Below are 12,725 nucleotides of genomic sequence, written 5' to 3' on the forward strand. Positions count from 1 at the left end.
AGCCACTCGTCTGAAAGATTATTGCATGAACCTGCCGCCTGTTCACGGTTTGCCTCACAACCACGAACTGACCAACAGCCATTCGTACCAGAGCTACCAACGCCAACGCCAATTGACCCTGGGCGACTTGCTGCTCGAAAACCGGATCGTGTTTCTCCAGGGCGAGATCCACTATGCGAACGCCAACGATGTCGTAATGAAGCTGCTTTACCTGCAAAGCGAAAATCGACGGAAAGACATTCATTTCTACCTCAATTCGCCTGGCGGATCGGTCACCGCGACGCTCGCGATCTACGATACGATGCAAATGCTGTCGTGCCCCGTTGCAACCTATTGTGTCGGTGAAGCGTGCAGCGGCGCCGCGGTCCTTTTGGTTGGCGGCAGCAAGGGGAAACGCTTCTGCCTACCCAACAGCCGAGTCATGCTCCACCAACCGATGGGTGGCGTCGGCGGCCAAGTCAGCGATATCGAGATTCAAGCAGCGGAGATGTTCCGTTACCGTGATGTCCTGAACGGGATCATCAGCTCTCATAGCGGTAAATCGGTGGAACAAATTGCCAAAGATACCGATCGCGACTTTTTCCTCAGTGCTTCGGAAGCCAAAGATTATGGCTTGGTCGATGACATCCTGACCAAGCCACCGGCGACCGAGGAAGACGACGACTAACCCGCATCCCTTTTGCACGATCAACACGCACAACTCATCCACCCGAAAGATCAACCATGCCCATGATTCCCTACGTTGTCGAAAAAAGCGGTCGCGAAGAACGCGTCTACGACATCTACAGCCGGCTGCTGAAAGATCGAATTATCTTCCTCGGCCAGCAAGTTGACGATCACATTTCGAATGCCTTGGTCGCCCAAATGTTGTTCCTGCAATCGGACGACCCCAAGGCCGACATTCATCTTTACATCAACTCACCCGGCGGCAGCATCACCGCGGGGATGGCGATTTACGACACCATGCAATTTGTCTCGTGTGATGTTGCAACCTATTGCATTGGCCAAGCCGCCTCGATGGGTGCGGTGCTGCTGACCGCCGGCGCCAGCGGCAAACGGTACGCCTTGCCCAATGCCCGAATCATGATCCACCAACCGCTTGCGGGGATGCAAGGCACCGCACGCGAAGTCGAAATTCATGTCGGTGAACTTCGCCGTATCAAACAGCGCATGAACGAGATCATGATCGAGCATACCGGTCACACGCTCGAAAAAATCGAACAAGATACCGATCGTGATCGCTTCATGAGTGCGGAAGAAGCGTGCGAATACGGGTTGATCGACAAAGTCGTCACTCGTGCTGGCGAAGCCGATTAGGGCAGGCGTCGGTGATTCGTCAACAGGAAACCGAGGTCCGCTGGCAGCTACAACGACTTGCTGTTTGCTGACCTCCGACATCCGCCCCCTTCGTCTAGCGGCCCAGGACGCTGGACTTCTCGGTCCAGAAACAGGGGTTCGAATCCCTTAGGGGGTACTGCCCAAACCCTTGCGAATCATCAGGGTGCATCAAGCAGTGGACGCAACCGAGGGAAGATCGGACAGAATCGCAGACCGGGATTCGTGCGAAGCAGCCTTGCCTTGATCGCCTCCTCGATGAAGTTCGTCAACTTCCTCTGCGTGGTCTACGATTTGGTCGACCGGCGCCGCCTTGCCGATTTCCAGTAGAACGCTCCTCACCGCCCATTGACCGACCGCCGGACGCGCGACCGCTTGGCGGGGAGGCCTCAGGCACATAGTTGGGATTCTCGATGGGCATCTGAGCCTCCACTTCGCTAAAATATGCGAAGAGATCCTTCTCCATTTTGGCGACCTTCTCTGGCATGTTCTTGGCCAAGTCGTTTAGCTCCCCGATATCATCGGACAATTTGAACAGGTGGTTGGTTTTCGTCTCGTAGATTCGCAGTAGCTTGAAGTCACCCTGGTAGATCGCCGATTGCGGGTATTGCTCGGCACCTTGAGCATAGTGGGGAAAATGGAACACCAAGTCGGGACTTGGACGTTGGACCATGCCCATTGGATTGCTTGTCATCATCGATGTTAAGCTGCCGCCCTCCACGTCGTCGGGAATCTCAATCCCACCGGCCAAATCGCAAAGTGTCGGAAAAAGATCGAACCCCACGACGCGTTCGTGGCAAGTAGCGTCCGAGGGAACATCCGGTCCCCGAATGATCAGGGGAACTCGAATGCCGCCCTCCCAGAATGTTGCCTTGCCCCCGGACAGTGGCATATTCTCAGATCTCTTGCGTGGGCCCGCCGGGGCGCCGTTGTCAGACATGAAGATCACGTAGGTGTTTTCCGCAATTCCCAGACGCTCGATACTATCCAGAATCATGCCGACTCCCGTGTCCAAGTCACGAGTCATCGCTGCATGAATAACGCTACTGTGACGCGCACCTGATGGCTTCTGCTCGTACTCGCTCTTTGTAGCGGCGAGGGCCTTCGGCGGGGAATGCACAGCGTAGTGTGACAATTGCAGATAGAAAGGCTTGCGTTGGGCCACCTGCTGTCGCATGAACGCAATGCCTCGATCGGTGATTCCAAAGATATCTTTCGGATTAGGATCTTCGTACTCTCCGCCGCCGCCATTTCCAGTATCGCCATCATGCGTATCGAAGCCGTGATATCCGGGGCCCCCTCCATTCAAATGCCATTTTCCAAAATGTGCCGTCGAGTAACCATGATTCTGAAGGACCTCGGCAATCGTGGTCTCACTTTCGGGCAGCGCGTCGACGTGACGTGGAGGAATCAGTTTGTGATTTCCCCTCGATTGGCCGCTTGCACGACCCGGCGTGGTGATGCGAGTTAGAGCCGGGCTCTTTCCGGTCAGGATGCTACCACGACTAGGAGTACACAACGAACTTGGCGAGTAGGCGTTAGAAAACCGCATGCCCTGGCGAGCCAACTCGTCGATCCTCGGCGTCTGATAGAAGTCACTTTTCGAGTTGGGAATCCTCCGGTCCATCGAAGTGGAAAGCCCGGTCCAGCCCATGTCATCCGCCAAGATGAACACGAAACTCGGCGGCAGCTCTTTCAAAGCAGCGTTGGCGCGAGCTTCGTGGCCGGTGTCCGTCGGCCATTCACTCGCGGGGCTTTCGAGCGAACTCCGATCGTTCGGCTCCCGAAGCTGCCCGTCGCCTGGAGCGTTTCGCTCTCCCAGGGGCCGTCGCCCACCTCGCATGTTGCCTTGTTGGGGATTGCCTCGCATGCTGGGCATCATGCCTTCAGACGGTCTGTTGGAAGAACGTTGCGGCATCTCCCGCTGCGGTTCCAACTCCGGGCCTTCGCTCCGTGTCGTAACATCGCCGCCTCGCACAGCCCGGACCATGTTGTAGATTTCGATCACGTCTCCCTGTGGGCCGCGGCCGTGAGGGAACTGCGTTGGGTCGCCTGCCTTCGGATCACTACGTTGTGAGCCGGCGCCATGGACGTCAAGCAGGTTGTATTGGCCGCCAGATCTTCCCTGCATCCATCCCTGCGAACGGCCGAACGCAACGTAACAGCCCGTCGATGCATTTCCGCCATCGCGAAGATGTGATGTGCTGCTCCAGTAGAACGGATAATTGAGATCCCCGAGCCCGTCACGGATCGGCGTCACGCGAAACAACGGATCGATTGCCGCCGAATTGGACGTGTCGGGCGAACGCGAGTAGTCGACGATACTCTGAAGTTCCTTGATGTTCGGCAGCCGCCAATCGGAATGCCCCGCGTATTCCAGATTTTCGGCCCATTGCAGCGACTGCTCCCAGTTCAGCTTTCCGTCCTTGGATTTTCCAGCTTTCAGGTGCCCGCTATCTAGCTGCATCCAGGTCAGGTCGGTACCTTCGTCGGTGATCGTTCCGTCGCCATTGTCGCAAAAAATGTTCTTTCCGTAGTCGGGGTTGCCGCGAACGTAGAAGACGAAAAAGCCTTTCGCCCCCCTGCCAGGTCGATGGATGCTGGCGGGGTAGCCCTTGATGCGGCCGTCGGCAAAGTTGACGCCGAAGACGGTATCACTGCCGTTCATCGTAGTGCTGACGTATTTCGTTGACGTCGCCATTTGCGAATCGATGATTCGTTCGCCCTTGGCTGGATCGCCATACGAGAAATCGAAATACTCGGTATTGATGAAAGGCTTTAGGCCCGAGGTGTCCGTCAATTGAGGATTGACGTCCTCGCCGCTGAATAGGATCAGCGAGTAGAGTTCTTTGATGCTCGGCAGCCGCCAATCGTCGTATTCCGCGAGTCTGCAGGCGGGCGCACCAGCAATCGCCTGGTCAAGCGTTTTCTTCGGCCCAGGATCCTTCTGCCACATGAGTCCTGTTACCAAATCCGTGATCGTCCCATCCCCGTTGTCTCGGTACGACGGTTGATTTCCTTCGTACTGAGCGTCCTGGCCAAAAAACGGTTCACTGCTCTTGGGATAGACAATCTCAATGCGGTTGTCGTAGGCTCGCTCCTGGCCAGTGTCTACGATGGGATAGTTCTGGGCTACGCAGAAAAATCCTGACCACGCGCTGAGCAACAGAACGAGCGACGCCACTATGATTCTGTTTCGGCTAGTCAATGCTGTTTCCTGTTTGTGAATTTTGAGCCTATGGTCATCTGCTGTCATACGGCCATCCGGCTACATTTTGCCAGCATGTCCCGACACAACAAGTCGTGTCGAGCCCGATACGGTCACCCCACGCCTCTAACTTCAACCACGCAGTTGATCGAGAGTTTCGGATAATACCGGCTTCATCCAAAGATGATCGGAGTGCATCGCTTGCGTAAACTTCTTGATGCAATCCGTCTGGCGTGAACAGTTCCTAAGGAAGGCTTCGCCGGAGTCAGGTTAGTTTTTCGGTTTTCAGTTCGAGGTTCCTTTCAATGTCGTCGATCGATTCGCGATAAGCCTTTGATTGGGCAATCCGACGCGTCGCTCGGCGAGTGATGATACAATTCTCTAGTTGTAAATTTCTGGATTCTTCTCCCACCGCCTCCCTCTGGCCAAACACGTCTGACTTTCAGCATGGATTCCAAAGTCGCATCCTTTATTTCGAGCCATGCAATTCCATGGATTGCAGCTGCCGTTTTCTTTCATATTTCTGTGGCAACGACGAGCTTCGCGGCAGATAGTTTCTCGACGGATGGGCACACGGTGCTTTCGTCGCCGCCGGATGGTCGGATTCAGAATCGGCCTTATCAAATGAATCGGCTGACGAAAATCGGAGGGGAAAGCAAGCACAGCGAACGGATCCTGGGGCTATACGGAGATGAAATGATCATTTACTCGCCGAGCGGAACAATTGAAGATGTCGTCGATGGCCCCTACTCACACGCGTGCGCGGCATTTGATCCGGAAACCGAAACCGTGTTTCTAGGAAGCAGCATTTCGGGTGGTGACGGAATCTATTCGTTGCATCTGGGTCAAGAAGACTGGAAATCTGAGTACCAGAATCTAACGGCCGTTGGGCGACTTGCTGAAGTGGAGAATAACTTGCAGCAGCTAGCGAACCAAGTTGAACAGTTTTCTCGACCTGATTACCAGACGGCAGTGAAGCCAACGACGATCGTTACCGGTGGGTCTGCTGAGGAGATTGGCGAGGATTTCCTCAGCCGGCACGACTACGAGAACGTGTGTTTTGTTCAATACAATCTTTTTACTGAAGACTATGATCGAGACATCTTGGCTGCTCCCTGGAGCACCAAAGGCGAAACGCGGCACAAGTACGATTTCTCGGCGGCGCAGATTATTGCGTTTGCCAGAGAGCGTGAGGAGCGGAAAGAGCCGTTTGCGCTTTGGGCCGGTCACGGCAATGATCCTTTCTACATGCAGCTCCGTACGATTGAAGGAATTCTTGAGGCAGCGCCGACGATGGCAAAGGCGTTCGTCTTTCCGGAGATGGAAAGAACCGATGAAGCGATGGAATATGCCGTTCGCACGCATTTGATTCCCATCGCGGAGCTTTGCCGACAGCACGGTACCGCGAAGGTTGTTCTTCGCAATAAGAATATCTTCTGGAATGCCAGTTGCTACTTGGATCTATGGCGTGAGACTTTGTTGGGCGACAAGTACCGTGACGTCTTCGTTCCAAGCATGGAAGAGACGAATGGACGAACGCAGACAATCAGTTTATCAGGACGCATGGGGCTTTGGTTGTGTGGCTATTTCGACGTTTTGTCCGCAAGAGCGGTGACCGACAATGCCAACTTCTCTCGGTTCTGGGAATGGGGTGCACAGCAGAACCAGACGCATTTAATGAGATCCTTGGCGATGAGAACGGCGTTGGGTGCTGAGACGTGTTTGGTAAACATCGACCAGGGCGATCCCCGAGACTTGGCGACGTTCTATCAGATGCTTGATAAAGGGATCATCACGCCACCAGATCCAGAGGATTTGCTGTCGGTCTCAGACTTGTGTTTGGGAATGAAAACTCCGGCAAGTCGATTTCTTGAGCACGGCAAAAATGGCCATGCGACGTCACTTTATGCTCCGAGAGAAGAACCGATGGTTTTCGATCGGATGGATTGCTACTGGGGTGACGCTCTGACCGACGATGCTGACTTCAGCAACTACGCAATGGGAAGCCGACGTCGCATGCTCAATTCTCTGCTGACCAATCCCTACGGGCTGATTGCGAGCGTTCCAGCTGACATCGATCTTTCGGAACATAGTCGGTTTCGCGAAAAATTGGTGACGGACGGCGAGTTCTTCTATAACAAACACTGTCGCAGTGTGTCGGCTCGCGAGTACAAAGAGACCGCTGTCGCAGCCCTTGAGCGTTCCGCCACCCGGCTACCGATTCGAGTCGAGGGTGATGTTGCGTGGGTTGTATCTCGGATCAATAAAACGCATATTCGCATTACCTTGATTGACCCGGGATACGTGTCGCCTGCGGATCGCGATGCGACGATTGTGTTGCAGCACGTTCAAGGTGCCAGTTGCCGCGACATTCTCAGTGGCAAATCTTTGCCGATCACCCAAGGACGAATCTCACTAACGGTACCCGCAGGCGTGCTTCGGATTGTCGATATATCCATTGAGTAAGCTGGCAACTCAACAAACCGCTTGCAGCAAGTGCCTGGCAAAGCAAATGGCTCGTTTGGATATCGTTCCTTCTAGCAAGAGCTTGTGTATCCGCCGGTGGGTCTCGAGGGGCCGTCGCAACCGCCGTCCCGAGTGGTTCTCTGCCAAGGGTGTCACACCGAAGGCGATTGCGAGCGCACCACTTGGTCGATCTCCGTGGCACTCATGCCTCGGGCGAGCAGGTCACGTTTCAGCTCGACCTCCTCGCGATGGCACATGTACTTGCGAACCTCCTTCGCAATCCCCGTGATCACTCCTGCGGTGCAGCCGATCAACACAACCATCACGACCATGTTGAATGGCGTCTGAAGGGATAAGATGGATTCGAGAACCTGACTCATGTTACCAACTCTACAACAACGTGAAGGGTGGAGTCACCCCATGGAATGGGACGGCTGCGGGCGGGACGTCTTCTGCGCGCACCATCCATCTTAGCGGACTGGATCCATTTGCGGACCGACGCAACAAGACGATGCTGTTTGGGAATTCGTTGCGCATTCCGCGAGCTTGGCCACAAAACCAGCAATCTTCTTTTTTTTCAGCAGAAGGCCGCGTCTACGGATCATGAGACTCCCGCGTCAACCGAGATACAGCGTCAGGAGAAAATCGAACCCAAACCACATTGAGGATTTCGCGGTTTCGCTCCTTGCGGTTGGGCGTTCTGCATCAAGCCATCGCGTGATCCACGCAGCCCGAGGTCTAGGAATTCGACATTTGGCGAGAAGTGTTTAGAACCTCTAAACGATGCTGAGCGACCATCGCGGCACCGATCACGCCAGCTTGGTTGCCCAAGGTCGCGAAGTCGACACAGATGTTCTCACCCACTTGAACCAGCGTTGTCCGTTTCACCGTCTCGCGAACGGTTTCCAGAAAGCGACGTCCCACTTCACTCGCCTCACCTCCGAATGTCATGGCTCCGCCGAGCAACACGACGGCGGGGTTGGCAATTTGTCCGATCAAACCAATCGCTCGGCCAACATAGGCGGCCGTCTCTGCAATGACTTGCTGACAGAGCAAATCGCCGGATTCCGCTCCCGCAGCGATGATGCGAGGCGTGATCGGATCGGACGGATCAAGGGATCGCCCCGTGGAGTTCGCTTGGTCGGATTTTTCGAGCAGCGCTTGCATTCGTGCAACCACGCCACCGGAGCCGGCGTAGGTTTCCAGATGACCTCGACTGCCACACGTACACGCGAGCGCAGCATCGCTGAAGTCGATGGTGATGTGTCCCAGTTCGCCGGCACAACCATGATCACCACCAAACGGTTCACCAGCGACCACCATTCCACATCCCACTCCGGTACCGAGTGTCACCAGAGCCAATGATTGGGTCTGAAGATGTCGCAGCGCGTGTTCTGCATAGGCGGCGGCATTAGCATCATTGGTCACGGTCGAGGGCAGTTGAAAGACGCGATCGAGTTCATCCTGCAGCCGAACTCCGAGCCAGCCCTGCAAATTGACCACTTCACGGATCACCGACTCACGCGTATCCAACACGCCTGGGACCGCCAATCCGACCGCCGCAAGTTGTCCGTTGTCGCCAACCGGCGAAGCCATCACGGTTTCAGCGAACGCTTGAGCATGTTCAAAGACGTTGGCTGGCGTCCCCAAACGAGCGGTCGGCGTGCGATCTTCGGCGACAAGTTGCCCCTCGGTGTCGACCACACCCAACTTGACATCCGTACCGCCAACATCAATCCCGAGAAAAAGGAGGGCGGCGAGGGAGGAGGACGGTTCGGTCATTCGAATCGGTTCGCTCGGTAAGGGAGTGCGTGACGTTGCGAATGCAGACATTGTAATCGGTTTGGAATGGCAGCGTGACGAATGCACGCCACAATTCAAAGGCTCCTCAAATACTCGACGCCTTGTTGCAGTTCCTCGAGAACCGATTCTTTCGCCATTTCGCGTCTGCCGACGACAAAATACCCGCGATACTGAAAATCCTCGAGTCGACCAAGGAGCTCTGGGAAATCGGCCGTCCCCTGGCCCAGAGGAACCGAGATCCCTCGACCGGCGGCCAAGTCAATCACGCCATCGACCGCATTGACCACCAGGATCCGTTCTTTCAATGCAGAAATCGCATCCGCGGGGCTGTGACGATTCACGATCAATTGCCCCGGATTGAGTGCCGCAGCGACAAAAGCCTCTTCGCTCTCGTCGAGCAGTTCCGCCAACCTCTCGCCGGATTCACTTCCGGTTTCCGCGGCAAAGAAAGCTCCGACACGGGCTCCATAGCGGCCGAGATCATTGATCACGGCCTTGAGCGTTTGATATCCGGTGTCCTCCTCCGACTCGGGAATCGTGCCGATTTGGTTGACCACCACATTGGCACCCAGTTGGTAGGCCAACCGCATCGCCGCCTTGGTCGCATCGACTCGCTGCTCCAAATCCCGCGGATTATCGTAGCCACGTCGGGTCGGAAAACGGAGTGCGGCAACCCGCAAATTCAGATCATCCAGCATTTTCCGCAATTGCCGCATGCCAGTGTCCGATAAATCCGAAGGCCGAACTGCAGTGCGCGCGCACAGTTCCACGGCCGTCGCTCCACACTGAGCAGCCAATTGGAGTGCTTTTGGCAACTTCACGGGAATGCTATCGATTCGGACCGCTACTTTGATTTCCGCCACTGTCTGTCCTCTTTTTGTTCATCCCTATGATTCGCCAAACTTGCGGTAGTTTAAGCCACCCTGATCAAAACGAAAGGACGCTTGATGTGCGGCGAACCACCGCCACAAGGGGTGGTGGAGTGCTGCGAATCTTGTTTTTATCGGTATGTGTGGTGACAGCGAGTGGTCAGTTGTTGGGTGGCAATCCAGCGAGCGGTGCCGAGGCTAACGCAGACAGCGGCGTCTCAAGTAATATTCATCGCCAACTTGAAACGTTCCGTTGGAGTTTCGGTCGTGAAAGCGACGCGAACTTTGACGATTGGCCAGACGGTTGGCGACGCTCTCGCGGACACCGCCACCCTCAATACGTCGGAATTGCGATCGCAGCCCACGACCCCGCGTTTGAACAGCAATGCCAAAACCTCGACAGCGCCGTGATGCGTGTTTGGCCCAAGTTGCGAAAACAATTCAGCGGTTTGCCGGTGTTGCCGCCTTCGATCGCGGACTTCTTGGTCGACCGCTATCTGAGAGTCGACCTGGACGGCGGACTCGCCATGGTCCAGTCGGCCAAAGTCAACACCAGCGGTCTGTACCAGTATCGCTTTACGGCGCGGGTCACAACACAAGGGCTCCGGCATGACCACGCCAGAGTCGAGTTCGTTTTCTATGATGCGAGCGGCAAAGAGATCGAATCTCATGCGACAGAGCCGGTTCGCGGGACGACGGCATGGACAAAATTGGTTGTCAATAATGTCCAGCCACCGCCCGCGGCGACCGAGATGTGTGTGCGTTTGATCGTCGATGGCGCCGAAGACGGTCTCGAAGACATACGCGGCAGCATCGGGTTTGATGACCTACAAATCGAGCCCTTTCCTCAATTGCAACTCGTTACCAATGAGCCACTCGGTATCTACCCCTACGGCCGAACGGCCACCGCGACCGCGATCGTCCTTGGATTACCAACGGGGGCGTCACGCGTCCATTTTCGTTTGTTCGATGTGGATGGAAACGAGATCAAGTCGCAACTCGCGTCGATTGAACCCAACGCAGCGAGCAGCGAACATGACGAGGCTGGCAGAACAACGGCGCCGCCGACAACGAAGTTGGACATGCAGGTCAGTTGGGATCTCCCTCGATTGCCGCCCGGGTTTTATCAAATCGCCGCATCACTGGAGGGTCAAAACCTTTCTTCGCTGGCGACGGAAACCACGTTGGCCGTGATCGAACCGCTGCCCGGGGATACCAGTCCTGGATGCTTTGGATGGACACTTCCGACCGGCGATCGACTGCCCCGTGGAGGAAGTCATCGAGACATCAACACTTCCGAAATTCAAACGCCGCGCAATGATTATCATGAACGCATCTCGCCCCGCGAGCTCGTGACCTGGCTAACGCAGCTCGGTGTGGATTGGGTCAAGTACCCATGCTGGGTTGCCCCCGATGACAATCAGCAGGCGAACCGAGTTGCCGAGATCTTTACGCGTTTTCAGGACAACGAGATTCAAACCGTCGGGATGCTGGATCAACCACGTGAAGATCAGGTGCCACTTTACGACCTTCGCTCGCGCCGCGAAGTGGTTGCCTCTCAGCTGTTCCGCGATGCCAAGATCTGGCAGCCTTTGTTGGAACCGGTGATGACCCGATTGACGCTGAAGGTACGCAAGTGGCAACTGGGATCGGACCAAGATTTTAGTTTTCTCGGACGGAGCCACCTACGAGATTCGATCAACAACATCTCGATCGGGCTACAAGGGTACGGCCAACCGCTCGAAGTTGCGATCTGCTGGCCTTGGAGCGAGCCGCCACTACCCGAGAGCGAGACATCCTGGCAGGCGGTGTGTCGATCCGGATCTCCCGAATTAACGGCCGATGAATTGGACGCCGCCCTCGAGTTGCATCAACATCAACAAAGCCAGTCGGACGGCCCTGACACGTGGGTGCTGCTCGATCCCATTTCAAAAACGCGTTATGATCGAGACGACCGCGTGTTGGACCTCGTCTTGCGGATGGCAACGGTGCGCAAGCATCGTGTCGAAGCCGCGTTTGTCAGCAACCCACATGACGAAGATCACGGCCTACTCAATCATGAAAGCCGCCCCGATGTGCTTCTGTTGCCATGGCGAACCACCGCACAGTTGATCGGAAACCTCCGTCAAGTCGGCTCGCTGCGGTTGAGATGCGACGCTCCGAATATCGTTTTCGCGGCAGCAAACCGTGCCGTCCTGATGGTCTGGTCCAACCAACCCCAAGAAGAGATCCTGTACTTAGGCGAAAACGTCCAAGCCATCGATGTGTGGGGGAAAACGGAGAAGTTGCCGGTCGAAACCTATGAAAATCGCCAAGTGCACCGGATTAAGATCGGCAAACTACCCCTCTTCTTGGTCGGCGTGGATCCTGACCTGCTAGCATTTCGCATGTCGGTCGATATCGCACAAACGCAGGTCGACAGTCTGTTGGGCCAAATCCAACCGATCGATGTGACCTTCGCAAACCCCAGCCGCGATGGATTGGCGGGGACGATGCGAATTCGCGGGCCCGAAGCATGGTCATTTGAGCAACCGTCCATCGAGTGGGAATTGCTTGGCGGCAGCACGACGAACCAGCAGGTCGAGGTCGTGCTCGGTAATAATGCCAAAGTGGGAAAATATGAATTGGCGCTCGATTTCGAACTCCAAACCGTCCCACCCAAACGTCTGACCGTTTACCGCAATGTGACGGTGGGCCCGACCGGGCTCGAACTGAAATCCACGACGCGGATCCTCGATGGCGGTCAACTGAGAGTCGAAATGGAGATGATCAATCACTCCGACGCAACTCAATCCTATGATTGCATGCTGTTCCCACAAGCAGGACGGCAATACCAACGCCGATTCATCACCATCGAACCCGGGCAAACCACCCGCCGCGATTTTTATTGGCCGGATGGTGCACAGCTTTTGGGAGGCACCATGCTATTGATAGCACGTGAGCAGGACGGACGGCGAATCCTCAATTATGAAATTCCGGTCCACCAGTAAAGGCTTTCGCTCAGCGGTGCCCTGCACTTGACCTGAAAAAAATTGATCTTGCCA

8 protein-coding genes and 1 tRNA gene are annotated in these 12,725 nt (G+C 55.6%); 5 read left to right on the forward strand and 4 right to left on the reverse strand.

Annotated features, from left to right (window positions below; all coding sequences use genetic code 11):
• The first annotated feature begins 25 nt into the window (after positions 1–25).
• From Poly41_RS28870 to Poly41_RS28880, 3 genes are all read left to right on the forward strand, one after another.
• A complete protein-coding gene (locus tag Poly41_RS28870; protein WP_231616031.1) occupies positions 26–667 on the forward strand; it encodes a ClpP family protease in 642 nt (213 codons plus the stop codon).
• Between the two features lie 56 nt (positions 668–723).
• The gene (gene clpP, locus Poly41_RS28875) at positions 724–1,317 is read left to right on the forward strand and encodes an ATP-dependent Clp endopeptidase proteolytic subunit ClpP (protein ID WP_146530844.1); all 594 of its coding nucleotides are present in this window, start codon (positions 724–726) and stop codon (positions 1,315–1,317) included.
• A gap of 83 nt (positions 1,318–1,400) precedes the next feature.
• Positions 1,401–1,474: transfer RNA gene (locus Poly41_RS28880), tRNA-Arg, on the forward strand.
• 129 nt (positions 1,475–1,603) lie between these two features.
• Here Poly41_RS28880 and Poly41_RS28885 read toward each other — a convergent pair.
• Positions 1,604–4,543 (reverse strand): sulfatase-like hydrolase/transferase, encoded by a 2,940-nt coding sequence (locus tag Poly41_RS28885; RefSeq protein ID WP_197231768.1) that lies wholly within the window; start codon positions 4,541–4,543, stop codon positions 1,604–1,606.
• Between the two features lie 447 nt (positions 4,544–4,990).
• Here Poly41_RS28885 and Poly41_RS28890 point away from each other — a divergent pair, with 447 nt between their 5' ends.
• A complete protein-coding gene (locus Poly41_RS28890) occupies positions 4,991–7,009 on the forward strand; it encodes a hypothetical protein (RefSeq protein ID WP_146530846.1) in 2,019 nt (672 codons plus the stop codon).
• A 152-nt stretch (positions 7,010–7,161) separates the two neighbouring features.
• Here the strand turns inward: Poly41_RS28890 and Poly41_RS28895 are convergent, their stop codons facing one another.
• The 3 genes from Poly41_RS28895 to Poly41_RS28905 all read right to left on the reverse strand — a co-directional run bounded on the left by Poly41_RS28895 (position 7,162) and on the right by Poly41_RS28905 (position 9,675).
• Positions 7,162–7,389 carry a hypothetical protein gene (locus tag Poly41_RS28895; RefSeq protein ID WP_146530847.1) on the reverse strand — a complete coding sequence of 76 codons (228 nt, stop codon included), beginning with the start codon at positions 7,387–7,389 and terminating at the stop codon, positions 7,162–7,164.
• A gap of 358 nt (positions 7,390–7,747) precedes the next feature.
• Positions 7,748–8,842 (reverse strand): ROK family protein, encoded by a 1,095-nt coding sequence (locus tag Poly41_RS28900; protein WP_231616032.1) that lies wholly within the window; start codon positions 8,840–8,842, stop codon positions 7,748–7,750.
• Between the two features lie 44 nt (positions 8,843–8,886).
• Positions 8,887–9,675, reverse strand: a complete 789-nt coding sequence (locus Poly41_RS28905) for a sugar phosphate isomerase/epimerase family protein (protein WP_146530848.1) — start codon at positions 9,673–9,675, stop codon at positions 8,887–8,889.
• A 26-nt stretch (positions 9,676–9,701) separates the two neighbouring features.
• On the opposite strand from Poly41_RS28905, the gene Poly41_RS28910 reads away from it, so the two are divergent.
• Positions 9,702–12,671: a hypothetical protein gene (locus tag Poly41_RS28910; protein ID WP_146530849.1), complete on the forward strand. Its 2,970-nt coding sequence runs from the start codon at positions 9,702–9,704 to the stop codon at positions 12,669–12,671.
• The last annotated feature ends 54 nt before the right edge of the window (positions 12,672–12,725 follow it).

This window comes from Novipirellula artificiosorum, assembly GCF_007860135.1.
In the GTDB taxonomy this organism is placed as follows: domain Bacteria; phylum Planctomycetota; class Planctomycetia; order Pirellulales; family Pirellulaceae; genus Novipirellula_A; species Novipirellula_A artificiosorum.

Bases quoted from the DNA above. Each gene is read 5' to 3' on its own strand.
- Poly41_RS28870 (WP_231616031.1), top strand. From the start codon at position 26: ATGAACCTGCCGCCTGTTCACGGTTTGCCTCACAACCACGAACTGACC.
- clpP (WP_146530844.1), top strand. From the start codon at position 724: ATGCCCATGATTCCCTACGTTGTCGAAAAAAGCGGTCGCGAAGAACGC.
- Poly41_RS28890 (WP_146530846.1), top strand. From the start codon at position 4,991: ATGGATTCCAAAGTCGCATCCTTTATTTCGAGCCATGCAATTCCATGG.
- Poly41_RS28895 (WP_146530847.1), bottom strand. From the start codon at position 7,389: ATGAGTCAGGTTCTCGAATCCATCTTATCCCTTCAGACGCCATTCAAC.
- Poly41_RS28900 (WP_231616032.1), bottom strand. From the start codon at position 8,842: ATGTCTGCATTCGCAACGTCACGCACTCCCTTACCGAGCGAACCGATT.
- Poly41_RS28910 (WP_146530849.1), top strand. From the start codon at position 9,702: ATGATTCGCCAAACTTGCGGTAGTTTAAGCCACCCTGATCAAAACGAA.